Raw genomic sequence first — 25442 nt, forward strand, 5'->3', positions numbered from 1 at the left:
CTCGCTACTTAAGTGATAAATTTAAAAGATAAAGTTAAATTTAGCCAAATATTTGGCTAAATTTATCAGGTTCTAAATTTTGAAAGGCTAGTGTTTAGATTATCAGTCATCTTTGAAAGATGAGCGGCTGCAAGTGAGATTTCATCCATGCTTTTTGAGTTTTGTTTTGAAATTTCATCGATATTTACGATGCCTTTTATCAGCTCTTCGACCTTATGTCCAGTCTCTAGATAGTCCTTCGTAGAGGTCTCATTTAAGCTAACGCTCTCGTTCATTAGCTGATTCATATTTTCTATTTTTTCATTGATTTGGGCTGATTTTTTGCAAAGTTCGCCAGCTTTTTTAGCGTTATCGCCGATGGTTTGGCTTGAGTTTGATATCGCTTCAACGATTAAATTTATAGTCGCATTTATCTCGCTTAGGCTATTTTGCGTGCGTTCAGCCAGCTGTCTAACCTCATCGGCCACGACTGCAAAGCCACGTCCATGCTCTCCTGCGCGAGCAGCTTCTATGGCGGCATTTAGAGCAAGTAAATTTGTCTGATCAGCGATGTCGTCGATGATATTTAAGACATCTTTTACATTTTTAGCTTGATCAGCTAGGCTTTTCATCGAGCTAGCGAGTGAAATTTCGCTATTTGCAGCCTCATCTACATTTTTGCTAAGCCCCAAAACATCGTTTGAAACTTCATTTATATATAGACAGGTTCTTTCAAGATTTTCTTTGCTCTTCTTAGCCTCTTCAAATGAGCTCTTTATCTCTTCTGACATATTTTTTGCCATATTTGTCGTATCTGTGACGATTAGCGAAGATTTGTTGGTTAAATTTGTAGTTTGAGCTGATGTTGAAGAGAGTTGCTCGGCAATAGAAGAGTTCTCATGCGCCAAGCCTTTAACGCTCTCTATCACAGATCTTAGCTCGCTTGTTAGGTCATTTATAGAGCTTTTGATGTTTGAAATTTCATCTTTGCCACTAACTTCAAGCTTTTTAGTAAGATCGCCTCTGCCACCTTTTATCTCATCTGACATCTCTGTTAAATTTGCAACGATATTTTTTATAGGTTTGATGATCGCTCTACTTAAGATAAATAGCACGATAGCTATCAAAACAACCGTGATCAGGGCACAAGCGATGATAAATGTCTTTGTATTTTGGCTATTTTGCTCGTTTAGCACGGCCTTTGTCTTTTCTGTCTCGTCCGCTAAGTCATCGACATATACGCCACTTCCTAGCATCCACTTATATGGCTCAAAATTTGCAGCATAGCCAAGCTTTTCCACTGGCTCCTCGCCCTCTTTTTTCGCCCAGCCAAATGTAACAAACCCGCCGCCTTGTTTAGCCTTTTCGATGAGCTCTTTTATAAGAAGTAGCCCTTTTGGATCTTTTAGTCCGATTAAATTTTTACCCACAAGCGATGGCTTTTCAGGGTGCATCAAAACAACGCCGTCATAGTCATAAATGAAGATATAGCCGGTCTTGTCGCTAAAGAATTTTAGCTTTGAGACGACTCTAAAAATTTCTTTTTTTATCTCATCGTCGCTTAGCCCTTTTTCTTTGCCGCCATTATAAATTTCACGCATCATTTGATTGATCGTCTCGACGTCATCTTTTAAATTTTCTTTTCTGGCATTTACCAGCTCGTCGTAGGACTTATGGGTGAAAAACTGAGTTAGATCGCTTGAAAATTTGCTATTTAAAAAGATGAGCAAACAGCTGACAAGCAAAACTGAGAAAATAAAAGTGAGAATTATCTTTGTAGATATTTTCATAGCACACATCCTTGCATTTTGGGATTTCCTAAAAATTGCGTGCCATTTTATACATTCAAATCTTAATTATAAATTAACTTTTAAAATTTAAGGAAAAAAGAGAAATTTTGATGAGAAATTTTACTCAAAGCCCAAAATAATGAATAAGTTACAAATATTATTATTTTAAGCTTTGAGTGTTAAATTTTATAAAAATTTAGTTGCCTCTGCTTCCAGGCTTAATCGCCTTGCTACCACTCTTACAAAGCGGACAGTGCTCTGGCTCGTAAATTTCAAATTCAAAATTCCCCAAAGCAAAAAATGGCTTATCGCTTGGCAGTTTTGCATTTGCTTTAGCTTCATTGCCTAAATTTGCAACCTTGCAAAATCCGCGGTTCGCAAGTGCTGCAAAGCCAATCACCTCGCCACCAAGACTCTCTATCACGTGGGCTGCTTCAAGTGCAGAGCCACCAGTTGTTATGATGTCTTCACAAACTATAAATTTCTCGCCTTTTTTCACTTCAAAGCCGCGCCTTAGGCTCATCACCCTATCAACGCGCTCAGTAAATATAAAACGCTTTTTCGCCGCGCGAGCTAGCTCATATCCAGCTAAAATCCCACCAAGTGCAGGAGAGCAAACGCTGTCAAATTTAATGCCAAATTTCTCTATCACGCGCGCTAGCTCATCTGCTAGCTCTCCAGCAAGTGCTGGGTCTTCAAGCACCTTTGCACTTTGCAGATAAAACTGCGAGTGGTTGCCGCTACTTAGCAAAAAGTGTCCCTCCAAATACGCCCCAGCATCCTTATAAATTTTCTCTAAATCCATCGCTTTTTCCTTTTAAAATTTGCCAAAAATCTTAACACATACCCACTTAAGCCACTCTTTTTAAAATTTAATAAGCCCTGCGCTTGTATAATTCTTGCACTCATACAAAAAGGACACTCATGCTTCTCTTTAACCCTGTTGTTTTTAGCATTTTGGTGATGACGGTGCTATGTTTGCTGCGTTTTAACATCCTGCTTTCTATCCTCGTTTCTGCGCTTGTTGCTGGGGTTATGTATAAGCATGGTTTTAGTGGATTTGAAAGTGGTTTGGCAAGCGGTTTTGAGAGCTTTTTTACAGCTCTAAAAGAGACCACGCAAAGCCTCATAAGCGGCATGCAAGGCAACCTTGAAACCTCGCTTAGCTACATCTTGCTAGGTGCTCTTGCAGCTGCCATCGCAAATACAAATTTAACAGCCATTTTGATAAATGCAATGAGTAAATTTCTTAGCTCAAACAAGGTCATTTTTACGCTAACCATCGCATTTATCGCTTGTTTGTCTCAAAATTTGATCCCAGTTCATATAGCCTTTATACCTATCTTGATCCCGCCACTTCTTGCTCTTATGAATAAAATGGGCATAGATAGACGCGCGGTGGCTTGCGCTCTTACATTTGGACTTCAAGCGCCATATGTGAGCATTAGCGTTGGCTTTGGTCTGCTTTTTCACAATATCCTTAAAAAAGAGCTAGCCAACAACGGCATAAACACAACCATCTCAGACATCTCATCAGTTATGTGGATAGGCGGTGCGTCGATGTTTGTGGGGCTCATCTTAGCCATACTTTTTTATAGTAAAAAAAGAATTTATAAAACATCTAAATTTGAAAAAGCCGAGCTTGATGAGATCGAGCGCGCAAAAAGCCTTGAGATGACTAAAAAAGAGTGGGCGGTCTTAGCTGGTGCGGTTGTCGCCTTTGTCGTGCAAATTTACACTTCGCTCTTGCCACTTGGCGCACTACTTGGGCTTTTGGTCATGGTCGTTTTTGGAGGCATCGAATACAAAAAAGTAGATAAGATCATGGATAATGGCCTTGCTATGATGGGCTTTATCGCATTTATCATGCTTGTTGCTGCGGGATATGGCACCATTTTAAGAGAGAGTGGCGGTATAGACGAGCTTGTAAAATACGCTAGTTTGGTCTCTGGCGGCAAGATAGGCGGAGCATTTTTGATGCTACTTATCGGACTTTTAGTCACGATGGGCATAGGCACTAGTTTTGGCACTATCCCTATTTTAGCCTCTATCTACGTGCCACTTTGTCTTAGCCTTGGCTTTGGCGTGCCAGCTATCATCTTGCTAGTTGGTATAGCAGCGGCTCTAGGCGACGCTGGAAGCCCAGCAAGCGACAGCACACTTGGACCAACGAGCGGTCTAAATGCTGATGGTGAGCACAACCACATATATGATACTTGCGTGCCTACATTTATATTTTTCAACATCCCGCTAATCATCGGTGGCATCGTAGGAGCCATGATACTTGGATAAATGTGTTAAAATCATTAAAAAATTTAAAGGAAAATGCGATGCAAACAAATATTGACTATGCAAAATATGAGACTATGACACGTAAAGCATTGTTTAATTCTCTTGAAAAAGAAGAAAAAAAACTAAATTCATTGCAAGATACTTTAAAAAAACAATCAGAACTAATCCTTTATCTTAAAAAAAAGATAAAAAGCAAACTTGATGAGCCAAAAGATTATGAACTTTTAAAGTCTCCAAGCATAAAAAAACTTGATATAGAATTTAAAAAACTCTCAAAAGCAGAGCAGGAAGCACTAATAGCTGAAGTTAAAACTGAAATGGGTGTTTAGTGTATAAAATAGCCATTAAGCGCTCTGCCGACAAGCAACTAGATAAAATTTCAAAAGGCGATCTAAGAGCAGCTTTAAAAATACGTACCTTTCTAAAAGAGCTCGAAAAAGTAGAAAATCCTTTTGCAACAAATAACGCAGAAAAGATGCAAGGCTATGATAATCGCTGGCGTTGGAGAGTTGGCATACATTACCGCATAATAGGGCTTAAGCAAGATGAAATTTTAACTATTGAGATAATAGAAATTTCATCACGAGAAAAAGCATACTAAAAAATACGATCACACAAAAATTTTCAAATTTTTCTCTTTTTGCCGATATAAATTTTGGAACATCTTTTGCTTTAGAAAGATTATAAAAAATTTTAAAACGAGAAAAAGGATAAGCTCATGATGAGATCACTTTGGTCTGGTGTTTCAGGCCTACAAGCCCACCAGATAGCCATGGACGTAGAAGGCAACAATATCGCAAACGTCAATACCTATGGTTTTAAATACAACCGCGCAAATTTTGCTGATATACTAAGCCAAACTCCAAGAGTTGCTACCGCTCCACAAGGTCAGCTAGGCGGTCAAAACGCTATGCAAATAGGTCTAGGAACGACTATAAACTCAACTACAAGAATTTTCTCACAAGGCACACTAACAGCCACTGATAAGCAAACCGACCTTGCTCTTCAAGGAAATGGCTTCTTTGTCGTCTCTCCAGATGGCGGAACGACAAGATACTATACAAGAAACGGCGACTTCGTCCGTGATAAGGCTGGTAACTTTGTAAATAATAGTGGCTACATCGTTCAAGGCTGGACTAGAGATGATGAGACTGGCACTATCGACTCAACAGGTCCTATAAGCAACATCGTCATTAAAGAAGGTCTTACAACTCCAGCAAGAGCGACAACAGAAGTTAAAATAAAAGGCAACCTTGACTCAGGTAACACCATCGGTCAAAGAAGCACGCCTATATATGCACTTGACTCAGTTGCAGGCGGACGTGACTACAATAACGATGGAATTTTAAATGCAAACGAAGTTCATAACGAAAACGATACAAACAACGACGAATTTTATACAAACTCAAGAAACGAGCAAATTTTAACAGAGCGTGGCGTCGATCTTGGTGTTACATTTGACGAGCTTGGAAACGGTCTTGCACTAAGAGATGGACAAGGTATCTGGGTAAGCTACGCAAATGCTAAGACTGAGAAATTTAGCGTAGGTAGCGCTCTAGCACAAAATATCGGTCAGATCAACCCACCAGCTACGCTTGATATAACACTAAATGGACAAAATATCAAAACTCAAGCTGGCACGATGACAAGTATCAGTGACGTTGCCGCTGCTATCAACGCTCAGTACAACAAAACTGGCGTTAGAGCTGAAATTTCAGAGGGTAACAAACTAACGCTTATAAACAGAAACAACTCAGGTACAACCGAAGAGACAAAAAACATCCACCTAACAGTAAATGCTGGAAACACAGTTGGCGGTCTAGCTAGTAAAGATATCATCACAGCTTATCAATATGTCTATACAAGCTCACAAACAACAGCTGTTCACCCAAATAACGACAAAATCGCAAGACAAATAACAACAACAGAAGATCTTCGTGCAGCTATGCAAGAGGATGCTAGAAACCACGTTGATTATAACGGCGATGGTCAGATCAATGCAAATTCTGACGCACTTGATGCAGCAAAACTTGCAACTGCTGCTCATAAGGTAGCTCCAGGTACAGGTGGCGCAGCTATAACAAATCCAGCTTATGCACTAGCATATAACAACGCTTACGCAGCAGCAGCAGGCACACCTGATCAAAAACACGCAGCCGGTATCGCAGCACTTCAAGCAATCGCTGGAGATGATACAAACGACGGCGTAAAGATCACTGTAAATAAACTAGGTCAATTTCAACTAGAAAACCCTACAAACGAAATGGCTGATCAAGCCCTTTATATGACTACAACTGGTCTTACAAAACCAGCTCAAGGCACAAACAACGCAGCAGTAAACGAAAACGTTCGCTTTACAAATATCATGAAAGCACTTGATGGCGCACTAAGCCCAGGTCAAGCTCTAAGAGCAAGTGGTAAGATGATGATGTCAAGCCACGGCTCAACAGCTGAAATTTTTGACTCACTTGGCTCAAAACACACAGTTAGTATCAGATGGGCAAAGACAGGCACTACAACAGATGGTGGTACAGAGTGGAATATGATCATCCAAGTGCCAGAGCCTGCTAAGATAAACTACACAGGCGAGGGTCCAGACAACGTCGTAACTGGTTCATTGAGATTTAATTCAAACGGCTCACTAGCTAGCTTTCACCCAGCTACGATAACATTTTCAGCTAACAACGGCTCACAAAGTGGTCAAAATGTTAGTTTAAATTTTGGCTTGGGAACAGACTTTAACGGACTAACAAGCTTTGATAAAGACTCATCAACTGAGTCTATCTCACAAGATGGCTACACAGGTGGCACGCTAAATGACCTAAAGATCGACGAAACTGGTACGATCATCGGTGCATTTACAAACGGACAAAGCTTTGGTCTAGCTCAAGTGGCACTTGCTAGCTTTACAAACAACGAGGGTCTTCAAAGTGAGGGCGGAAACGTCTTTTCACAAACTGCAAACTCAGGCGAAGCAGTCATCGGCGCAGCAGGCACAGGCGATAAAGGAACGATCGCAGCTTCAAAACTAGAAGCAAGTAACGTCGATCTAAGCCGTGCGCTAACAGATCTTATCGTCATCCAAAGAGGCTTTCAAGCAAACTCAAAAACGATCACGACAAGTGATGAGATGCTAAACACACTTCTTCAACTAAAACAATAATCATAGGGGGGGCGCTCGCTCCCTTTTAAATTTACAAATAAAATCAGCCTTCTTTTTGTAAAATGCTAAAAAATTTCACAAAAAGAGAAAATATGCAAGTAACACTTCTAAATCACACTCCACTAAATATCTGCTCTCACGCGATCCGCACATGCTGGCAAAGCTTTGAAAAAGGCGATAATGGCGGCGAAAAAGATGTCGAGCTGATAGACAGGGTGGGTAATAAATTTAAACACGCTTCAACGCTAGAGCATCTTTACTACAACTTCTACATCCAAGGCATCTCGCGCGCATTGCTTCAAGAGCTAGCCCGTCACCGCATAGCAAGCCTAAGCGTCAAATCAACCCGCTACACGCTAAAAGAGCTAAAAAAGGAGGAGAAATTTGAAGTAGGGCAGTTTGAACGTGCGGCTAAATTTATCGTGCTAACAAATGACGAAATGGTCGATAACGCAAGCATAAAAGCGCTTGAAAATTTACGTGAAATTTTAGCCTCAACCACAAAAAGCCTTGATATCGTTAAATACTGCTTGCCAGAGTGCTATAAAACTGAGCTTACATGGAGCATAAACGCTAGAAGCTTGCAAAATTTCATCTCTCTTAGAAGCTCAAAGTCAGCCCTTTGGGAGATAAGAAATTTAGCAAATGCTATCTACGACGCCTTGCCAAATGAGCATAAATTTATCTTTGAGAAGTGCTTGCCAGAGGATGAGCAAAACTAACATTTACATTAGTGCGATTTATAAGTGATGAAATGAGCGCTAAATTTACTTTTTCAAAACGTAAAGAAGTTCGTCTACATGGATGTTTCTAGCTTTTAAATTTCTGCTGCCGCGGTAGGCATTATACTTTTGGCGAAGTAGATGAACTTTGCCCATTTTATTTAGGTTTTTATCAAATTCATCTTGGTTGATAAAGCCCTCTGAGTTAAACGAGATGAGCACAAATTTAGCCTTTAAATTTGCTATGAGCTCGAAAAATGCCTCGCTCGCTGATGACTTTTTATTAAAAACTGATCTATTCCAGTCCTTTGAGATGCCTGAGACTTTAGAAATTTTACTTGGCTCTTCATAGCTTGCGATGAGATTTAGCATGAAGTAGTTTGAACCGTATGGATGCTGGTTATAAGGCGGATCAAGATAGACTAGATCAAGGCCATCAAGCTCTTTTGCCAGCAAATTTGCGTCCTTTTGATAGACCTCAAATGGCACGCTAAAATTTGAAAAAATAGGCTTAGTCAAATTTATATCAGAAGTGATCCTTGAGATGGCATTTTGCCCCCTGCCACCAAACTGACCGATGCCCTCTTTATTTTTATGAAAACCTTTAAAAATCCCACTCGTATTTGCATGCACGCTTGCGTTATAAAGTAGTGGAGCTATGAAAAATTTTCTCATTTCAGCTGGTAACATCTCATCTATGAGCCTTCTTGCGGTGTCAATAAATTTGGCATTTTTCCTTGTGTAAAAGACCCGCTCGCCAAAAGCTATATTTTCATCATCTTGCGGGGCATAAAGCCTTGTTATAAAGCCCTCAAAAAGGCTCTTTTCTATCTCTTTTTCAAGCTTTTTTTGCCAGAAATTTATCTCATCTCTTAGCTCATTTGTGGCGTTTTGTAGGTAGCATGAGTTTGTGATGAAGCTGTAAAGCTCCAAGTCGTTTGCGACTATAAATTCGCTATTTTGTTTTAAAAACCTAGCCACCACGCCGCTTCCACTAAAGAGGTCGCAGCAGCTAAGCTTCTCTTTTTTAAGCTCATCTTTTGCGTATTTTACGCCTCGCTCGATAAAGCCTAAAAGAGAGCGTTTGTTACCAAGATAGGTTAAAATTTGCTCTTTTAGATAGGCTTGATTTTCTTGTCTAGCTGGTTTCAAATCAGTGCTTTTTTAGTCCCATAGCATCAACGTCAAGCTTGATCTCATCGTTATTTATGATGACTAGACCTTGTGCTAAAATTTTGTTTGCTATGGCGTGTGCTTCATCAAGTGAGTGCATCTTGTAAGTGCCGCATTGAAATTTATTTAGCTCTGGAATTTGATCTTGAGTTTTGACCTCTAAGATATCTTTCATAGAAGCAAGCCATGCCTTTTTTACAGCTTCTTCGCTAGGTGTGCCGATCACACTCATATAAAAGCCAGTCCTACAGCCCATCGGCGAGATGTCTATGATCTCCACGCCGTTGCCATTTAAATGGTTTCTCATAAAGCCCGCAAATAGGTGCTCTAAAGTGTGGATGCCCTTTTCTGGCAAAATTTCCTCATTTGGCTTGCAAAATCTCAAGTCAAAAACGCTGATATCATCGCCCTTTGGGGTCTTCATACTCTTTGCTAGTCTAACTCCTGGGGCTTTCATCTTTACATGATCTACGCAAAAACTATCAAGTAGTGGCATATATTCTCCTTTAAATTTTTGGTAATTTTAGCGTAAAAAAGATTTAAAAATTTAAAGGCCCACGTAAATTTACATGAGCCTAGTAGTATTTTTGGGTATTAAAATTTATTTTTTCTAACGTCTGTTAGTATGACCTTCGCCATGCCATCTATCTCGCTAGTTACGTCGTTTGTGTTACTAACAACGCTTCTATTTTCTTTTGTGACGTTATCTATTTGGGCAACACTTCTATTTATCATATTTATGCCCTCAGCTTGCTCTTTTATGCTTTCACTCATCTCGTTGATTGATTGAGCAAGGACATTTGTATTTGCCTCGATCTCGCCTAGAGATTTTTGTGTTCTTTCAGCTAGCTTTCTAACCTCATCAGCCACGACCGCAAAGCCACGTCCATGCTCACCTGCGCGAGCCGCTTCTATGGCGGCATTTAGAGCAAGCAGATTTGTCTGATCAGCGATGTCACGGATGATGACGATGATGTTTTTGATCTCTTCACTTTGTCTTATGACGTCCCCTGTCTTTTGTGAGATAGCATTCATAGAGCTTGACATCTGCTCAACCGCAGCCGCGCTCTCTTGGATAGAGTCAGCTTGTTTGCTCGCACCATCAGTTAAATTTCTCATAGACTCAGCAAGCATAGTCGCCTTTTCTTCTAAAATTTGAGCTTGATTTAGGTTGCTATTTAGCATAGCGCTTATAGCATCACCTGCATTATTTATGCCAACTATCATAGCCTTTAGATCAGCCTCTATGTCATCTCTTAGCTCGATCTTAGCGGTGTAGTCGTTATTTGAGTAGGCTTTTAGGATATTTATGACGCTACCTAAATTTTGGCTGATAGAGCTAAAGAAGGTATTTAGCAGATCTTTTAACTTGATAAGTGATGGGTTGTTTGGATTCTCACTTAGTTTGACGCCTAAATTTCCTCTTATCATGTTATTTGCAGCCACATTTAGCTCTTCAAGCATGGTGTTATCTTTTTTGATGCCAGCTATGACTTTGTCTATGTTTTTGTTTATCTCCTCGCTCATCACGCCAAATTCATCAGTCGTGTGGATGTCTAGCTTGCTTGGAGCAGTGCTACTCTCATAAGTGATAAATTTAAACGTATCAGAAAGCTTCTCTTGGATAACGCTGATAGGTTTAAGCGAGCGTTTTAGTAGGAAAAATACAATGGCTGAAAGTATTACTATAAATACCACAGCAAGGGTTAGCTGAGCTTTTAAGATAGGCATAGTATGCTTTGAAAAAGTATCCGCACCTATGGCAACGGTTGCTAGCCAGCCATCATCGTTGATAGGTAAAATTTTAGCCGTCACATCTTGGTCTTTAGAGTTTTTATATGAGATCAGACCATTTTCGTCAAATTCTTTATTGTTATATTTTTCTGAGACGACCTTAGTAGCTGGCAAGATAGTACCAACTTCTGAAGCTACGTCAGAAAAGAGCATAGTGCCATCTTTTTTCATTATATAGGCATATCCGCCATCGCCAGTGTTGCCTATCTCAATGATCTTGTCACTAACTTTTTTTACATCTATATCTATACCAACAACGCCAACAAATTTACCATTTTTAGTAACAGGAGCAGTAAAACTCATAACAAGATCATTTGTAGAAGTGACCCTTGGCTCGGTATAAATTTCTTTATTTTTCTCTTTTGTGCTCTTATACCAGCCTCTAGTTCTTGGGTCGTAGTTGTCAGCTACGGTTGTTCTTTTACCATCTGATTGGAAGAAGTGTCCATCCTCATCGCCGTAATAGACATATTTCACCGCAGAGTTTGCGACCTTTTTTTCTGATAAGACAAAGTTCATTATCTCATCGCCACTTTGAGCGCCTTCAACGACTGATGAAATTTTCTTGATATGCTCTAAATTTTCATCAAAAAAAGTGTTTGAAACACTCTTTATATCTTTGAGAACCTGATCCTCTTTGCCACTGACAAGCTCAACGATCTTGTCCTTTGAAGTAAAATAACTAACCGCCGAGATAGCGCAAAACGAGATGATGAGTAAGATCATCAAGGCGAGTGCTATCTTATTTGTGATAGACCTAAACACCTATGCTCCTTTAAATTTTGTTTGAAATTCATTTGTAAAACAAAATCGGAGCAAAAGTATAAATGTTTATAGTGTTCTCATAAATTCGGTGCTGTAAATTCCCTCGATGCGTCTTTTCATATCATCATGCCAGCCATTTGTAAGAGTGGTGAGGGTGTTAAATTTCTCTAGTAAATTTAAATTTTCACTTGGCGCGTAAAAGAGCCTGTTTATCTCTAAAATGCTCATATGAACTGGGTCACTCTCTACAACCTCTATCGCGTCGCCTGCCCTGCACGATCCTGGCGTAAGGACGCGGTAGTACCAGCCAGTAAGGCCTGTTTCAAAGATGTGAGTAGCCATATTTTCATTGCCCCATCTTTTTGAGAGCTTAAAGCATGGCTTTCTAGGCTGCGAGACTTGAAGCACAAGCGAGCCCACCTTGTGGATATCGCCCACATAGACGCAGCTCTCATCAAGCCCATCAACGCATAAATTCTCCCCCATCGCACCATAAGCCATATTTTTTAATCCTAAAAATCTCTCCCACTCGGCGTAGTTTGCAAACGAATTTGCAAAGACTGCCTTTTCAGGGCCGCCATGATGCTTCGTATCAGCGACGCTATCGCCCTCAAAGCCAAGCTCATTTGCGAAAATTTCGCCATTTTGAGCCACTTTAAAAATAGCTGAGCTCCAAGGTAAATTTAGCTTATCAGTTGCATTTTGCGAGCCGTAGTTTTTCACATCACCGATTAGTAAAGCTTTTAGTGTTGCCATATTTTTCCTATCAAATTTAGTTTATTCTTAAATTATTCGCGTGAGTTAGCGCGATCGCGATGGCATCGGTGATATCAAGCGGTTTTATCTCTTTGTTTATGCCTAAAATTTTCTTTACCATAAATGCCACTTGCTCTTTGTCAGCCTTTGCCTTGCCAGTGACAGTTTTTTTTACCTGAAGCGGCGTATATTCGGCAAAGTCCCCATGAAGCTGCAAAATTTTAAGACTAAGTGCCCCGCGAAACTGAGCTAGCTTTAAAACCGTTTTTGGGTTGTAGGCAAAGAAGATGTCCTCTATCGCGACCTCGTCAAATTTATGGTTTTTAAAGATAAGATCAAGCCCCTCGCAAAGCTCTGTTATTTGGTATTGAAGCGTGTTTGGCTTTATCTTTATAAGCCCAGCTTCAAGAAGTATAGTTTTAAATTTACTCTTTTCAAGTATCGCGTAACCGCAATTTTTCGTGCCTGGATCGATTCCTAAAATTTTCATCACAATCTTTTCAATACTTTTTCACGACTTTTTCACGCCGTGAAAAAGTTTGTCGGAGTTTAACAAAGGTTTTATTAAATTTAAGATAAAATCGCTAATAAAATTAATTACTTCAAAAGGGTTTAAATTTGCTAGCAGACGAGATTTTAGAGCTTTTACAGACAAAAATATCCGCTAATGAATTTGACTGCTACATCAAACAATTAAAATTTAACGAAAAGGCTTCAAACGAAGATTTTATAGTTTTTAACGCCACGAGTGAATTGATGGCTAAATTTATAAAAACTAGATATGCAGAAAAGATCGCCTACCTTTACGAAGTAAAAACCGGCAAAAAGCCAGAAGTCGAGATAACTAGCCAAACAAAGCTAAAAAACATAAAGCAAAACCAAGTAAATGTAAAGCAGATCAAGGCGCAAAGCAGCATTTTAAACCCTGGATATACATTTGAAAATTTTGTCTGCGGCGACTCAAATCAGTTTGCATTTCTAAACGCAAAGGCAGTCGCAGATAAGCCTGGCGTGCTTTACAACCCACTTTTTATCTATGGCACAACTGGTCTTGGTAAGACGCACCTGCTTCAATCAGTTGGCAACTACTGCCTAGATCAAGGCAAGGTCGTTATCTGCGTGACAAGCGATCAGTTTATGATTGATTTTACCACACATCTAAATAGCCACTCGATGACTAAATTTCGTGAGAAATACCGAAACTGCGACGTTTTACTAATAGACGACGTTCAGTTTTTAGGTAAAACCGATAAAATTCAAGAGGAGTTTTTCAACACCTTTAACGAGCTCATCGCCAAAAAAGGTCAGATAGTCATGACCTCAGACCGCCCAGCAAAGATACTAAAAGGCTTTGATGAGAGGCTAAAGTCTAGGTTTGAACAAAGCATAATGGCTGATATCACGCCACCTGAGCTTGATACAAAGATAGCCATCATCATCAAAAAGTGTGAATTTGACAAAATTTATCTAAACAAAGAAGTGATCGACTACATCGCTACAAACATGGGCGATAATATCCGTGAGATCGAGGGCGCTATCATAAATTTAAACGCCTACGCAAGCTTGATGAGAGTTGATATAACGCTTGAATTTGCTAAAAACACGCTAAAAGATCTTATCAAAGAGAAGCATGAAAATATAAATCTTGAAACCATTATAGAGATCGTTAGCAAAGAGCTAAACATCAAGCCAAGCGACATAAAAAGCAAGTCAAGAGTGCAAAACATCGTAGAGGCTAGACGTATCATCATCTACCTTGCGAAGATGCTTACTACAAATTCAATGCCTCAAATCGCAAACTATTTTGGTATGAAAGACCATAGCGCCGTTAGTCACAATATAAAAAAGATAAACGAGCTCATGGAGAGCAACGAAATTTTCAACCTCAGAGTGACTGAGATAAAGAACAAAATTTTAACAAAAGGATAAAAACAGAATGAAATTCGTGAATAAATGTGAAGAAATGAAAAATTCTTTTCACATTTTAAATAACGATGCTGGCGTGAGAAAAGATGCTTTTCACACTTTCACGCTACCAACTAATACAACAAAAAGAAAATTAAAAATAAGAGGGAGTATTTAATGAAGGTTTTAATAAACAAAAATATGCTTGAGAGCATAGTAACAAACACTAATCCATATCTCGAAAAAAGAGATCTTAGTGCTATCACTTCTCACATCTACATTTCAGTTAAAGATGGGGTTTTAAACATAAAAGCGACTGATCACGAGATAGGACTAGCATATAAACTAAGCAACGCAAAGATCGTTGATGAGGGCTATGCAACTGCAAATGGTAAAAAGCTACTTGACATCATAAAAAGCCTAAAAGATGAAGAGGTGACGCTTGAAACTGTTAATAACTATCTTTACATCAAGCAAAAAAACTCAAAATACAAACTTCCTATGTATAAATTTGAAGACTTCCCAGAGTTTCCAACGATAGAAGGCAAGGCTAAATTTAACATAGACGCCATAATGTTAGGCAGAAGCTTAAAGAAAATTTTGCCATGCATTGATAGCAATAACCCTAAATTTGAGCTAAACGGCGCTTTACTAGATATAAAACAAAACTATATAAATATAGTAGGCACCGATACAAAAAGGCTAGCTGTATTTAAATTTGCAAATGAAGCGAGCAATGAATTTTCACTGATCATCCCTAAAAAGGCGATAAATGAAATTCAAAAGCTATTTTTCGACAAGATAGAAATTTACTATGATGAAAACGTCCTCATCGCTCAAAGCCAAAATTTTGAGTTTTTCACAAAACTGATAAATGGCAAATTCCCTGACTATGAGCGCGTTATACCAAAAGATATTGCTATAAGATTTGAGCTAAGCAGAGATAAGATGGTTGAGGGTATCAAGACTATTTCTATGCTAAGCGATCAGATGAAGATAACTTTTTCAAAAGAGAGCATCACATTTGAGAGCATCATAGAGGACAACTCAGAAGCCAAAACGATGATAGAGTTTCAAACTGGACTTGAAGAAGATATCAGCATAAATGTAAAAAATAGAAATTTAATAGACTTCTTACAAAGCATAGAAGATGAGAAATTTGAGTTTGGATTTAAAGATAAAAATTTACCTTTCGTTGTTAGCTCAAAAGAGCTTTTAACGGTTATAAGTCCATTAAATATATAAGTTAAAAAAGGTTTATGATGGAAAATAATTACGGCGCAGAAAATATTAAAGTACTAAAAGGTCTTGAGGCGGTCAGGAAGCGCCCAGGCATGTATATAGGCGATACTAACATAAGCGGTCTTCACCATATGATCTACGAAGTCGTTGATAACTCTATCGACGAAGCGATGGCAGGATACTGCGATACGATAGATGTTGAGCTTACACGTGAGGGCTCAGCGATCATTAGTGATAATGGTCGTGGTATCCCAGTAGATATGCACCCGACTGAGAAAATTTCAGCTGCGACTGTTGTTCTAACTGTGCTTCACGCTGGTGGTAAATTTGACAAGGACACTTATAAAGTCTCTGGTGGTCTTCACGGCGTTGGTGTATCTGTCGTAAATGCCCTTTCTAAAAAGCTAATCGTAAATATCAAACGTGATGGCAAGCTTCATAGACAAGAATTTGCAAAAGGCATCCCACAAAGCGATCTTGAAGTTATAAAGACTACAAACCGCACAGGTACGCAGGTTGAGTTTTGGCCAGATGATAGTATATTTGAAGTGACTGAATTTGACGATGAAATTTTAGTAAAAAGATTTCGTGAGCTAGCCTATCTAAACCCAAAGATAACTATAAATTTCAAAGATCAAAGAAATGGCAGAAGCGAGAGCTTTCATTTTGAGGGCGGACTTGAGAGCTTTGTAACTGATATGAACAAGGCAAACGCTGTCAGCAAAGCTGTCTCATTTAGCGGCGGTGAAGATGATGTTATGGTTGATTTTGCGCTGCTTTATAATGACACTTATAGTGAAAATTTACTAAGCTTTGTAAATAATATCAAAACTCCAGATGGCGGTACGCACGAAGCTGGCTTTAGAGCGGGCCTTACAAGAGTTATCACAAACTACGTTCAAGCAAACGCTGCTGCACGTGAAAAAGATACAAAGATAACTGGCGAAGATATCCGCGAGGGACTTATCGCAGTTGTAAGCGTAAAGGTGCCAGAGCCGCAGTTTGAGGGACAAACAAAGGGCAAACTAGGCTCAAGCTACGTAAAACCTATCGTTCAAAAGATGGTTTTTGACGTGCTTACAAAGTATTTTGAAGAAAACCCTATCGAAGCAAGAGCGATAATGGATAAAGCTCTAATGGCAGCTCGTGGTCGCGAGGCCGCTAAAAAAGCTAGGGATCTAACTCGCAAAAAAGAGAGCATGAGCGTAGGCACACTCCCTGGCAAACTAGCTGATTGTCAGAGTAAAGACCCAGTAATTAGCGAGCTATATCTAGTGGAGGGCGACTCTGCGGGCGGTTCTGCAAAGCAAGGGCGTGATAGAGTTTTTCAAGCGATATTGCCGCTTAAGGGTAAAATTCTAAACGTTGAAAAGGCAAGACTGGATAAAATTTTAAAATCTGATGAGATAAAAAATATGATAACAGCTCTAGGCTGCGGCATCGGAGATGAATTTGACGCTGAAAAGCTTAGATATCATAAGATCATCATCATGACCGATGCTGACGTCGATGGTAGCCACATTCAGACGCTACTTTTAACCTTCTTCTTTAGATTTTTAAATAAAGTTGTAGAAAATGGCCACATCTACCTAGCTCAGCCGCCACTTTACCGCTATAAAAAAGGTAAAAAAGAAATTTATCTAAAAGATGAAAAGGCACTAAACGAATTTCTTATCGAAACTGGCATCGAGGGCGTTGATATAGAGGGCATTGGTAGTGCGGATTTGATCGACTTTTTAAAGATCGTTGCAGCTTATAGAAGCGTCTTAAAAGAGCTTGAAAAACGCTTTAACGTCCTTTCAGCGATCCGCTATATGATAGAAAATCCAGACATCGTCTCAAAAAGCTACAATGAAATTTTTGAAATTTTAAGAGACTTCTTAAAAGCTGAGGGTCACAACATCCTAAACCACTACGTTAGCGATGATGAGGTTAGAATTTATGTCCAAACTGAAAGCGGCCTAGAAGAGCTTGTGGTAAATGAAAATTTATTTACAAATCCACTCTACGAAGAGGCACTTTACATCAGCCAAAAGATAAAAGAGCGTGGCCTAGACTTGCATAGTGACGTTATAGATGTGCTTGATGAAGTTGAGAAAAATGCGAAGAAAGGTGCATATATCCAGCGCTACAAAGGTCTTGGTGAGATGAACCCTGAGCAGCTTTGGGAGACTACGATGAACCCTGAGAATAGAAGACTTTTAAAGATCGATATAAACGACGCTATAAGCGCTTCTGATACGTTTAATCTCTTCATGGGCGATGAGGTCGAGCCAAGAAGAAACTACATCCAAGACCACGCAAAAGACGTTAAACACTTGGATATATAAAAAGGTGATCAAATTTAAATTTGACCTGGTTAGCAAAAATATAAAGGATAAAGAGTGAGTGAAGAGATGAAGTATGGCGAGAAAATTTTAAAAGAATTTGACGTAGAGAGTGACCTTGAGGTCTGGGAAAATAAGCAAACAAGGGACTATGTCATAAAGATCACTCTGCCTGAGTTTTGCTGCCTTTGCCCTCGCTCTGGTTATCCTGACTTTGCGACCATATACCTTGAGTATATCCCAAATAAGCTAGTTGTTGAGCTAAAAGCGATAAAGCTTTATATAAATAGCTTTATGAACCGCAACATCAGCCACGAAGATAGTATAAATGAAATTTACTCTGTTTTAGAGAAAAAACTTGAGCCTAAATTTATGAAGATAGTTGGTGACTTTAACCCACGTGGAAATGTCCATACGGTTATCGAGATCAGCTCTGATCTAGTGGTAAAAAAACCAGCTGAAGAGAAAGAATACGCTCCAAGAAGTAGGGAGAGAAGCTTTAGCGACAAGCCACGTGAGAGACGTAGCTCAAGCGATCGCGCTAGCAGCAGAGGCAGCAGAGATGATAAATTTAAAAAAGATGACAAACCAAGAAGAAGCTCAAACAAAGAGGGCTTTAGAAAGATAAGCTATGCCGATGATAAGAAGCCAAAAGTAGTCAAAAAGGATAAATAATGATAAGTGCTAAGCTTATAGAACATATCTTTAAAGCAGCATCTATATCACGTTGGAACGATTATCCAAAGATGACAAATTTAGTCGAGCTTGACAAACAGGCTCATAAATTTATCATCGCTTATTTCATAGCAAAACAAGAACAAAATGCCGATATGAACTACATCATCGAGGCTGGAATTTTTGAGTTTTTAAGCAGGGTTGTAGTCACAGACATACGCCCTGACGTCTTTCACCACATCCAAAAGACAAAAAAAGATCAGATAAATAGCTGGGTTTTAAGCAACCTTGAGACGCTCATCTCAGATATCGAGGGCGGCGAGTTTTTGGAGAGGTTTAAAAACCACTATAAAAACGACAAAACTCACGAAAAAGAGCGCCTTATACTAAAAGCAGCCAGCTATCTTGCCACGAGGTGGGAATTTTCTATCGTCTATCAAACGAGCCAGTTTTTAAGCGATATCGACGAACTTAAGGCAAAGGTTGAGGAGGAGATGGAGGATTATTACGAGTTAATTGGCGTTAGAAAGATCGCTATGAATCAAAAACTAGCCCGTCTTGTTGATCTAAGTGGCAGGCTAAGATTTCAAAAGCGCTGGGCACAAACGCCTCGCATCCCTGAAACTGCAGTCTTAGGACATATGCTAGTTGTTGCGATACTTAGCTACTTTTACTCACTAAAAGCAAAAGCTTGTAAAAAACGCTTAGAAAATAACTTCTTTTGCGCACTATTTCACGACCTGCCAGAGAGCCTCACAAGGGATATCATAAGCCCTGTAAAATACGGCGTAAAGGGGCTAAATGAGATCATCAGCGAGTATGAGATGAGGCTTATTGATGAGAGGATTTTGCCATTTGTGCCAGAAAAGATCAAAGATGAGTTTAGCTACATCCTTGGCATCAGAAAAGATGGCGAGAAATTTATAAAAGATGAGTTTGAAAATAGGACTTATGAGCGCAAGATCATCTGCCACGAAGGGACTATGGAGAACGTAAATGAGGATAAATTTAACCCGATCGATGGCAAAGCGCTAAAATACTGTGACAAACTCTCAGCCTATATCGAAGCTGGAATTTCTATAAGCTACGGTGTGAAGTCAAAAGAGCTAACTGATGGCTTTAATAATATGTATAAATTTTTTAGCGAAAAACCTAAGATCGACGGAGTGGATTTTTTAGAAATTTGCGATGATTTTAACGAGCATTTTGGTTTAGAAAGACCCCCTCTCAGATGACTGCGGCACACACTTAATACAAGTGCTCTGCTGTGTTCCCACCCTGAAGCGGTGCTCATAAAAAGCATTGCACAGGTCTAAGAAGGAGCTTCGCAATCATACAAAAACTATACTTAAATTTAGTTTTATAGTTACATTTTTAAAAATTTAGCTTTAAGAGTATATAATCTCACATAAATTTCACCAAAAGTAGGGCAATGTCAGGAAAGATCAAACTTCGTTTTTTATCGGCCTTTAGAGATTTTTTTGTCTATCATCACAAGTCTTTAGAGTTTCGTGCCAAAATTTTTGCTGCTATTATCTCGGCTAAATTTGACCCAGATGAGGATGATTTTTTCATTTTAAATGACATCGTAAATGAAATTTATGAAAACGATCAGACCAGAAAAGACTTCTTAATCCAAACCGTTAGAGAGTACGTGGCAAGGGTCAAAAGAAACGATAGGATCACGCTTGACACACTTCTTTTAAGCATAGATAAAGATATGAAAGACCACAAAAGATATGCTAAAAAGATAGACTTTTCGCACCTTCGCCGCTTGATGAGTGGCTGCGAGGAGGAAATTTTAGTGCAGCAAAGAGTCTATGAGTTTTTGATAAACGAGGTCAAACTCTACTCACAAAGCGCTTAAATTTCATTCAAATTTAATCAAAAATTTTTCGTAGCTTGTAGTTAAATTTATTCAATTTTGACCTTGATTTTCTCTATTTATCTAGCTAGTTTGGGCGATTTATGACCAAAAATTTGAAACAACAATTCATCAGCTAAATTTACATTGATAAATGCACATTATTTTGTGATAAAGCTGTTGCCAAGATAAAAAATTAAGAGCATAGATTAGTCCGCTTGTGATGAGTGGGACTGGTTGCACTTTCTTGCTACCCTGCAAAGGACAAGAGCCTAAAGTAAGCCATAGGGTTTTTTAAAGAGTATATCTGCTCCATTATAAAAGAGAGTATCGACACAAAGCTATGCAAAAACCGCCTACTTTGGCACGGAGTGAAGTAAATTTAAGCTGTTTTTTGCACGGCGGCTGAGTGGGTTATGATGTCGTGTAAATTTAGCTTGTCTTTTCTAAAGAAACAAAGGCAAAGTCCGATGATACTAAAGCCGGCAAATGCAAAGCAAATTTGACGCAAGATCGCGTGAAGAAGGCTTAGCTTTTTACCGGTTTGTAAATTTATGAGATAAATTTCTTGTGCTTTGTAGCCCGGAGTTTGTGCCTTTATGCTAAAAAAGAGGCACATTATAAGTGAGATGATGCTATTTACCACAAAGATAGCAAGCTGGTTGTTTAAAAAGGCCTCTTTACCGCCAAGAACGAGATATGTGCTGATGTAAAATACTGGCATACCGATGATGAAAAGATCGATGATAGAAGCCTTTACTCTAGCCCAGATCGGTGCGATTTTCGCCTTTTGCTTTGCCAAGTTACTTTCCTGTATTTATAAAAATTTGGCTAAATTTCTCGCCGTTATCATGCGTGACGCAAAGCATAGTAGAGGTGCGCGAGACCTTGCACCAGTGACTATAGAGATCAAGTTTTTTGATATCGCTTTCTAGTACACCAAAATAGCCTATATATTCATAAATGCTAAGATCAAAAAAGCTCTTATTTTCGGTCCTTAGCAGACGTTTTTCGCTAAATTCTTGTATCAAACTAGCTCAACACCCTTGCCGTTTACCACTTCGCCGATCACGTAGCCATCGCTATTTGCTAGCACAGCATCAACGTTTTCTTTAGGCACAACAAGGATCATGCCAACGCCCATGTTAAATGTCCTCATCATCTCGCTATCTTCTACTTTTTGTGCGAGGATTTTAAAAATTTCAGGCGTTTTTATAGTGCTTTTTTGCACCTTCGCACCAAGCCCAGCAGGAAAGACGCGAGGCAGGTTTTCAACTATGCCGCCACCAGTTATATGCGCCATTGCGGTGATCTTATCTTTTAAGTTTAAAAAGTCGCTCACGTAAATTCTAGTTGGCTCAAGAAGAACGTCGATAAGTTTGCGCTCACCCACTTTTTCATCAAATTTTAGCCCAAGCTCGCTTACTACTTTTCTTGCAAGCGAAAAGCCATTTGAGTGCAGGCCACTGCTAGGAAGTGCGACTAAAACGTCACCAGATTTTACAAATTTGCTCCTATCAATCTCGTCAGCCTCAGCGATACCCACGGCAAATCCAGCAAGGTCAAAGTCGCCCTTTTCATACATCGACGGCATCTCGGCTGTCTCACCGCCTATCAGCGCGCACTGAGCCTTTTTGCAGCCATTTGCTATGCTTTTTACCACCTCTTTTGCGCTTTCGATCTCAAGCTTTGCAGTCGCGTAGTAGTCGAGGAAAAAGAGTGGTGTGGCGAAGTTGCAGATGAGGTCGTTTACGCACATAGCGACTAGATCCTCGCCCACGCCGTCAAATTTCTTAGCGTCGATAGCAAGACGTAGCTTCGTGCCAACGCCGTCTGTCGCGCCTAAAATGGCTGGATTTTTATATCCGCTTGGTAGTCTGACCGCACCTGAAAATGATCCGATACCGCCTATGACGTTTGGTGTTTGTGTCGATTTTACAAAAGGCTTAATCGCCTCAACAAAGCTATTTCCGGCATCTATATCAACTCCGGCATCTTTATAACTTATCATTTTCGCCCTTTTGGTTATTTTTTAAAACTTTAGCCAAAAGTTGCTAAAATTGTTATCAATTTTCAAAAATGGAGAGACTTTGCAGAAATTTCCAAACGCCTACGTCATCACAGGCTCGATCGCCAGCGGCAAAAGCACGGTTGTAAATTTACTAAAAGAGCGAGGCTTTAGCGTGATCGACGCTGATATGATCGCGCACGAGCAGCTTGAAATTTGCAAGCAAGAGATAATAGAAGCTTTTGGCGAGCAAATTTTAGATGAGAATGGCAAGATAGAGCGCAAAAAACTGGGCGCCATCGTCTTTAACGAGCCAAAAAAGCTTAAAAATTTAGAGCAAATTTTACATCCGAAGATAAAAGCTGAAATTTTTTTCAAAGCTTCGCAGTTTGAGCGCTTGGGGGAGATTTATTTTGTCGATATCCCTTTGTTTTTTGAAAAAAAGGAGCGTTACGATGAGTTTAAAAATGTAGCCGTGATTTATGCGCCAAAAGAGCTTTTACTAAGCCGTCTAATGAGCCGAAATGGTTTAAATTTAGAGGATGCAAAAGCTAGAGTAGAGCTTCAGATGGACATCGAGAAAAAGCGAAAAATGGCAAAATTTGTTATAGATAATAGCAGCGACATGGAGAATTTAAAGCTTGAGCTAGAGAAATTTCTAAAGCAAATTTGCGCTATTTCTTGATAAATTTACTAGCAAATTTATATGTTTGCATGGCCTCTTTACTACCCAAATCCCAGCTATCAAGCTCGACTTTTACTAAATTTGGAAATTTCTTGCTTATATCCTTTAGAGCATTGCCAACCGACTTTCTAAGATATTCGCTTTCGTCTTCTTTTAGGCTGGCTAGGCGCCTAATCGCCTCATCTGGGTTATCTTTAAAATAAGGCCTATTTGTCCATATCCTAAGCCCCTCTGTTACGGCTCTTCTTGCATTTGCATTGCCATTTTTTAGCCACTCATCGATCGTTAAAAGTGCTTGCTCGTAGCCAATTTTTTTACAAAACTCGTCAAATGCCTTTGCCAGCACCTCTTGAACTCTCCAGTTTTCATCTTTTGAGACTTCATCCCTCATAAACGTCAAAATTTCTTCACGATCTGATAGGTGCCCAAAGAGAAAAACAGCATACATCCGCACTTGATAGAGCTTCGAGCCGTATGCTAGGTATGCAAGCCCTTTGCAGTACTCAGCTCCCTTTGCTTTATAGTCAGCCAAAGCCCTTCTTTCTTGCTCTTTAAAGCCATTTTCTATCAAAGAAAGCTCTTTTTCTAAATTTAAGATGTAGCTCTTCAAAGTGGCTCCTTTAAATTTATTAATAACTCTTATCTAAATTTTAGTAAAATCAAGCAAAAAATAAAAGGATAGCTCATGCAAGTCTCAAAATATAACGCTAGCGGCAACGATTTTGTCATATTTCACACATTTTTGAGCAAAGATAGAAGCGAGCTTGCAAGGCAGATTTGCAGCCGAACAAACGGCGTGGGAGCTGACGGGCTCATCGTACTTTTGCCTTATGAAAAGGGCGTGAAATGGGAGTTTTACAACAGCGACGGAAGCTACGCTGCGATGTGTGGCAACGGCTCTCGCGCGGCTGCTAGATATGCCTATCTAAACGGCCTTGTAAGTTCGAGCGAATTTGCCCTGCTAACTGGTAGCGGCGAGGTGATGGCAAGCGTGAAAGGTGAGTGCGTCGAGGTCGTGCTAACAAGTCCAAAGATTTTAAGCGAGCCACTAAATGAAGGTGGCAAAACTTGGTATTTTTACGATACTGGCGTGCCACATCTTGTAAATTTCACACAAAATTTAGATGAATTTGATATCAAAGAGTGCAGGGCACTTCGTCAAAAATACAATGCAAATGTAAATTTAGCCAAATTTGATGGCGGAGTTTTAAAGGTGAGAACCTACGAAAGGGGCGTGGAGGACGAGACGCTAGCTTGTGGCACTGGCATGGCGGCTTGCTTTTACGGCGCTACTTTAAATTTAAACGCAGCGCAATGCCTAAAAGTCTATCCAAAAAGCGGCGAAGAGCTTGGTCTTAGGCTAGAAAACGGCAAAATCTTATTTAGCGGAGCGGTGAAACACTGCTTTGATACGAGTATTGAAATTTAGCTATTTTGGCTGCTGGTAGTTAAATTTGGCTAGTAGTTTGTAAAAGTAGTGGGCTAAATTTCATATCAAATTTTGTGTAAAACAAAGAGTTTTAGAGTTTTTGTTATTAAATTTTAAAGTGTGTAAAAAAGAAGATCTCCGCCGAAGCGGAGAAAAGGTGTTATTTTAAAGCATCTTTTGCTTGTTTTGCAAGTGCCGCAAATGCCTTCGCGTCATTCATAGCTAGATCAGCTAAAATTTTTCTATCAAGTTCTATGTTAGCTTTGTTTAAGCCGTTGATAAATCTTGAATAGCTAATGTCGTTTAGTCTGCAAGCTGCGTTGATACGAACGATCCATAAACGTCTAAAATCACGTTTTTTCTGGCGTCTGTCGCGATATGCATAAACTAAACTTCTCTCTAGTTGCTCTTTAGCTTTTCTAAAGTGTTTATGTCTAGCACTGAAAAAGCCACGTGCTAGCTTTAAAACTTTCTTATGGCGTCTTCTTCTAACTACGCCTGTTTTTACTCTTGCCATATTTATCCTTTTACAAATTGGCGCTCACAAAGTGAGTCTTGCCCCTAAATTTGGGGGAGTTTGAATGACTTTTTGTCAAAAACTTAAATCTACAGCTGCTTTATACGCCGAGCATTTTGCGAACGGCTGAGACGTTTGTGCTATCCACGTAGTGTGGGCCACGAAGGTCTCTCATACGCTTAGTAGGTTTTTTTGTTAAGATGTGGCTTCTAAAAGCAGAGCCTCTTTTTATCTTATTTTTACCTACTTTAAAGCGTTTAGCAGCACCGCGAACGGTTTTCATCTTTGGCATGCTAATCCTTTTTGAAATTTTATACGCAAGTGCGTAAGATTTGGATTATAGCGAAAAATCCTTT

The 25442-nt window shown here is 39.5% G+C and carries 25 protein-coding genes, 1 other RNA gene and 3 pseudogenes; 13 read left to right on the forward strand and 16 right to left on the reverse strand.

Going from position 1 to position 25442, the window contains the following annotated elements; all coding sequences use genetic code 11:
- Positions 1–382: 382 nt before the first annotated feature.
- The 3 genes and pseudogenes from F3G76_RS11160 to pyrE all read right to left on the reverse strand — a co-directional run.
- Positions 383–572, reverse strand: a pseudogene (locus tag F3G76_RS11160) (methyl-accepting chemotaxis protein); the annotation flags it as partial.
- Positions 573–923: 351 nt separating this feature from the next.
- Positions 924–1778, reverse strand: a pseudogene (locus tag F3G76_RS11165) (cache domain-containing protein); the annotation flags it as partial.
- 187 nt (positions 1779–1965) lie between these two features.
- Positions 1966–2574, reverse strand: coding sequence for an orotate phosphoribosyltransferase (gene pyrE, locus F3G76_RS08765; protein ID WP_149706473.1), 609 nt, complete (start codon positions 2572–2574; stop codon positions 1966–1968).
- A 119-nt stretch (positions 2575–2693) separates the two neighbouring features.
- On the opposite strand from pyrE, the gene F3G76_RS08770 reads away from it, so the two are divergent.
- From F3G76_RS08770 to thyX, 5 genes are all read left to right on the forward strand, one after another.
- Positions 2694–4061: a Na+/H+ antiporter NhaC family protein gene (locus F3G76_RS08770; protein WP_002940689.1), complete on the forward strand. Its 1368-nt coding sequence runs from the start codon at positions 2694–2696 to the stop codon at positions 4059–4061.
- A gap of 38 nt (positions 4062–4099) precedes the next feature.
- Complete coding sequence (locus F3G76_RS08775; protein ID WP_021088839.1) at positions 4100–4390, forward strand: hypothetical protein; 291 nt, start codon at positions 4100–4102, stop codon at positions 4388–4390.
- Complete coding sequence (locus F3G76_RS08780; RefSeq protein WP_148824097.1) at positions 4390–4662, forward strand: type II toxin-antitoxin system RelE family toxin; 273 nt, start codon at positions 4390–4392, stop codon at positions 4660–4662. The genes F3G76_RS08775 and F3G76_RS08780 overlap by 1 nt, the downstream gene beginning before the upstream one ends.
- 117 nt (positions 4663–4779) lie before the next feature.
- The gene (gene flgE / locus F3G76_RS08785) at positions 4780–7224 is read left to right on the forward strand and encodes a flagellar hook protein FlgE (protein ID WP_107804629.1); all 2445 of its coding nucleotides are present in this window, start codon (positions 4780–4782) and stop codon (positions 7222–7224) included.
- 92 nt (positions 7225–7316) lie between these two features.
- Positions 7317–7946, forward strand: a complete 630-nt coding sequence (gene thyX, locus F3G76_RS08790) for an FAD-dependent thymidylate synthase (RefSeq protein WP_035169738.1) — start codon at positions 7317–7319, stop codon at positions 7944–7946.
- Positions 7947–7991: 45 nt separating this feature from the next.
- Here thyX and F3G76_RS08795 read toward each other — a convergent pair whose 3' ends face one another.
- From F3G76_RS08795 to ruvC, 6 genes and pseudogenes are all read right to left on the reverse strand, one after another.
- Positions 7992–9098: a DNA adenine methylase gene (locus tag F3G76_RS08795; protein ID WP_149706474.1), complete on the reverse strand. Its 1107-nt coding sequence runs from the start codon at positions 9096–9098 to the stop codon at positions 7992–7994.
- Between the two features lies 1 nt (position 9099).
- On the reverse strand, positions 9100–9615 hold the full coding sequence (gene luxS / locus F3G76_RS08800) for an S-ribosylhomocysteine lyase (protein WP_149706475.1): 516 nt from the start codon (positions 9613–9615) through the stop codon (positions 9100–9102).
- A 98-nt stretch (positions 9616–9713) separates the two neighbouring features.
- Positions 9714–10850 (reverse strand): methyl-accepting chemotaxis protein, encoded by a 1137-nt coding sequence (locus F3G76_RS11170; protein ID WP_411160717.1) that lies wholly within the window; start codon positions 10848–10850, stop codon positions 9714–9716.
- 39 nt (positions 10851–10889) lie between these two features.
- Positions 10890–11639 (reverse strand): annotated as a pseudogene (locus tag F3G76_RS11175) (cache domain-containing protein); the annotation flags it as partial.
- Between the two features lie 105 nt (positions 11640–11744).
- Complete coding sequence (locus F3G76_RS08810) at positions 11745–12434, reverse strand: MOSC domain-containing protein (RefSeq protein WP_021092626.1); 690 nt, start codon at positions 12432–12434, stop codon at positions 11745–11747.
- Between the two features lie 16 nt (positions 12435–12450).
- The gene (gene ruvC, locus F3G76_RS08815) at positions 12451–12930 is read right to left on the reverse strand and encodes a crossover junction endodeoxyribonuclease RuvC (RefSeq protein WP_087583362.1); all 480 of its coding nucleotides are present in this window, start codon (positions 12928–12930) and stop codon (positions 12451–12453) included.
- A gap of 122 nt (positions 12931–13052) precedes the next feature.
- Between ruvC and dnaA the strand changes: the two genes are divergently transcribed.
- The 5 genes from dnaA (at position 13053) to F3G76_RS08840 (ending at position 19818) form a co-directional block, all read left to right on the forward strand.
- A complete protein-coding gene (dnaA, locus tag F3G76_RS08820; protein WP_103614207.1) occupies positions 13053–14363 on the forward strand; it encodes a chromosomal replication initiator protein DnaA in 1311 nt (436 codons plus the stop codon).
- Between the two features lie 153 nt (positions 14364–14516).
- Positions 14517–15584, forward strand: a complete 1068-nt coding sequence (dnaN, locus tag F3G76_RS08825) for a DNA polymerase III subunit beta (protein WP_107850074.1) — start codon at positions 14517–14519, stop codon at positions 15582–15584.
- Positions 15585–15601: 17 nt separating this feature from the next.
- Entirely contained in the window at positions 15602–17911 is a 2310-nt protein-coding gene (gene gyrB / locus F3G76_RS08830; RefSeq protein ID WP_103568670.1) for a DNA topoisomerase (ATP-hydrolyzing) subunit B, read from the forward strand.
- Between the two features lie 54 nt (positions 17912–17965).
- Entirely contained in the window at positions 17966–18583 is a 618-nt protein-coding gene (gene queF, locus F3G76_RS08835; RefSeq protein ID WP_223227452.1) for a preQ(1) synthase, read from the forward strand.
- A complete protein-coding gene (locus F3G76_RS08840) occupies positions 18583–19818 on the forward strand; it encodes an HD domain-containing protein (protein ID WP_103607235.1) in 1236 nt (411 codons plus the stop codon). The genes queF and F3G76_RS08840 overlap by 1 nt, the downstream gene beginning before the upstream one ends.
- Here F3G76_RS08840 and ffs read toward each other — a convergent pair.
- Positions 19805–19902, reverse strand: an RNA gene (gene ffs / locus F3G76_RS08845) — signal recognition particle sRNA small type. The genes F3G76_RS08840 and ffs overlap by 14 nt on opposite strands.
- A 113-nt stretch (positions 19903–20015) precedes the next feature.
- Between ffs and F3G76_RS08850 the strand changes: the two genes are divergently transcribed.
- On the forward strand, positions 20016–20450 hold the full coding sequence (locus F3G76_RS08850) for a hypothetical protein (RefSeq protein WP_009295127.1): 435 nt from the start codon (positions 20016–20018) through the stop codon (positions 20448–20450).
- 379 nt (positions 20451–20829) lie between these two features.
- Here the strand turns inward: F3G76_RS08850 and F3G76_RS08860 are convergent, their stop codons facing one another.
- From F3G76_RS08860 to purM, 3 genes are read right to left on the reverse strand one after another with little or no spacing between them, the layout of a single operon-like run.
- Positions 20830–21249 carry an RDD family protein gene (locus F3G76_RS08860; protein ID WP_149706477.1) on the reverse strand — a complete coding sequence of 140 codons (420 nt, stop codon included), beginning with the start codon at positions 21247–21249 and terminating at the stop codon, positions 20830–20832.
- Between the two features lies 1 nt (position 21250).
- Positions 21251–21478, reverse strand: a complete 228-nt coding sequence (locus tag F3G76_RS08865; RefSeq protein WP_149706478.1) for a hypothetical protein — start codon at positions 21476–21478, stop codon at positions 21251–21253.
- Positions 21475–22458 (reverse strand): phosphoribosylformylglycinamidine cyclo-ligase, encoded by a 984-nt coding sequence (purM, locus tag F3G76_RS08870; RefSeq protein ID WP_149706479.1) that lies wholly within the window; start codon positions 22456–22458, stop codon positions 21475–21477. Before purM ends, F3G76_RS08865 begins: the two co-directional genes overlap by 4 nt.
- Before the next feature lie 79 nt (positions 22459–22537).
- On the opposite strand from purM, the gene coaE reads away from it, so the two are divergent.
- Positions 22538–23140: a dephospho-CoA kinase gene (gene coaE, locus F3G76_RS08875; protein ID WP_149706480.1), complete on the forward strand. Its 603-nt coding sequence runs from the start codon at positions 22538–22540 to the stop codon at positions 23138–23140.
- On the opposite strand, the gene F3G76_RS08880 is transcribed toward coaE, so the two are convergent.
- The gene (locus tag F3G76_RS08880; RefSeq protein ID WP_149706481.1) at positions 23130–23750 is read right to left on the reverse strand and encodes a DNA alkylation repair protein; all 621 of its coding nucleotides are present in this window, start codon (positions 23748–23750) and stop codon (positions 23130–23132) included. The genes coaE and F3G76_RS08880 overlap by 11 nt on opposite strands.
- Positions 23751–23825: 75 nt before the next feature.
- Between F3G76_RS08880 and dapF the strand changes: the two genes are divergently transcribed.
- Positions 23826–24569, forward strand: a complete 744-nt coding sequence (dapF, locus tag F3G76_RS08885) for a diaminopimelate epimerase (RefSeq protein ID WP_149706482.1) — start codon at positions 23826–23828, stop codon at positions 24567–24569.
- Positions 24570–24729: 160 nt separating this feature from the next.
- Here dapF and rplT read toward each other — a convergent pair whose 3' ends face one another.
- The gene (gene rplT, locus F3G76_RS08890) at positions 24730–25086 is read right to left on the reverse strand and encodes a 50S ribosomal protein L20 (RefSeq protein ID WP_009295119.1); all 357 of its coding nucleotides are present in this window, start codon (positions 25084–25086) and stop codon (positions 24730–24732) included.
- A 100-nt stretch (positions 25087–25186) separates the two neighbouring features.
- Positions 25187–25378: a 50S ribosomal protein L35 gene (gene rpmI, locus F3G76_RS08895; RefSeq protein WP_021090212.1), complete on the reverse strand. Its 192-nt coding sequence runs from the start codon at positions 25376–25378 to the stop codon at positions 25187–25189.
- Positions 25379–25442: the final 64 nt, after the last annotated feature.

The sequence above is a fragment of the Campylobacter concisus genome, from assembly GCF_902460575.1.
GTDB classification, from domain to species: domain Bacteria; phylum Campylobacterota; class Campylobacteria; order Campylobacterales; family Campylobacteraceae; genus Campylobacter_A; species Campylobacter_A concisus_AW.

Coding starts and splice junctions, on each gene's coding strand:
- luxS (WP_149706475.1), bottom strand. CDS start 9,615: ATGCCACTACTTGATAGTTTTTGCGTAGATCATGTAAAGATGAAAGCC.
- F3G76_RS08770 (WP_002940689.1), top strand. CDS start 2,694: ATGCTTCTCTTTAACCCTGTTGTTTTTAGCATTTTGGTGATGACGGTG.
- F3G76_RS08810 (WP_021092626.1), bottom strand. CDS start 12,434: ATGGCAACACTAAAAGCTTTACTAATCGGTGATGTGAAAAACTACGGC.
- pyrE (WP_149706473.1), bottom strand. CDS start 2,574: ATGGATTTAGAGAAAATTTATAAGGATGCTGGGGCGTATTTGGAGGGA.
- purM (WP_149706479.1), bottom strand. CDS start 22,458: ATGATAAGTTATAAAGATGCCGGAGTTGATATAGATGCCGGAAATAGC.
- dapF (WP_149706482.1), top strand. CDS start 23,826: ATGCAAGTCTCAAAATATAACGCTAGCGGCAACGATTTTGTCATATTT.
- F3G76_RS11170 (WP_411160717.1), bottom strand. CDS start 10,850: ATGCCTATCTTAAAAGCTCAGCTAACCCTTGCTGTGGTATTTATAGTA.
- gyrB (WP_103568670.1), top strand. CDS start 15,602: ATGGAAAATAATTACGGCGCAGAAAATATTAAAGTACTAAAAGGTCTT.
- flgE (WP_107804629.1), top strand. CDS start 4,780: ATGATGAGATCACTTTGGTCTGGTGTTTCAGGCCTACAAGCCCACCAG.
- rplT (WP_009295119.1), bottom strand. CDS start 25,086: ATGGCAAGAGTAAAAACAGGCGTAGTTAGAAGAAGACGCCATAAGAAA.
- F3G76_RS08775 (WP_021088839.1), top strand. CDS start 4,100: ATGCAAACAAATATTGACTATGCAAAATATGAGACTATGACACGTAAA.
- dnaN (WP_107850074.1), top strand. CDS start 14,517: ATGAAGGTTTTAATAAACAAAAATATGCTTGAGAGCATAGTAACAAAC.
- thyX (WP_035169738.1), top strand. CDS start 7,317: ATGCAAGTAACACTTCTAAATCACACTCCACTAAATATCTGCTCTCAC.
- F3G76_RS08840 (WP_103607235.1), top strand. CDS start 18,583: ATGATAAGTGCTAAGCTTATAGAACATATCTTTAAAGCAGCATCTATA.
- F3G76_RS08850 (WP_009295127.1), top strand. CDS start 20,016: ATGTCAGGAAAGATCAAACTTCGTTTTTTATCGGCCTTTAGAGATTTT.
- rpmI (WP_021090212.1), bottom strand. CDS start 25,378: ATGCCAAAGATGAAAACCGTTCGCGGTGCTGCTAAACGCTTTAAAGTA.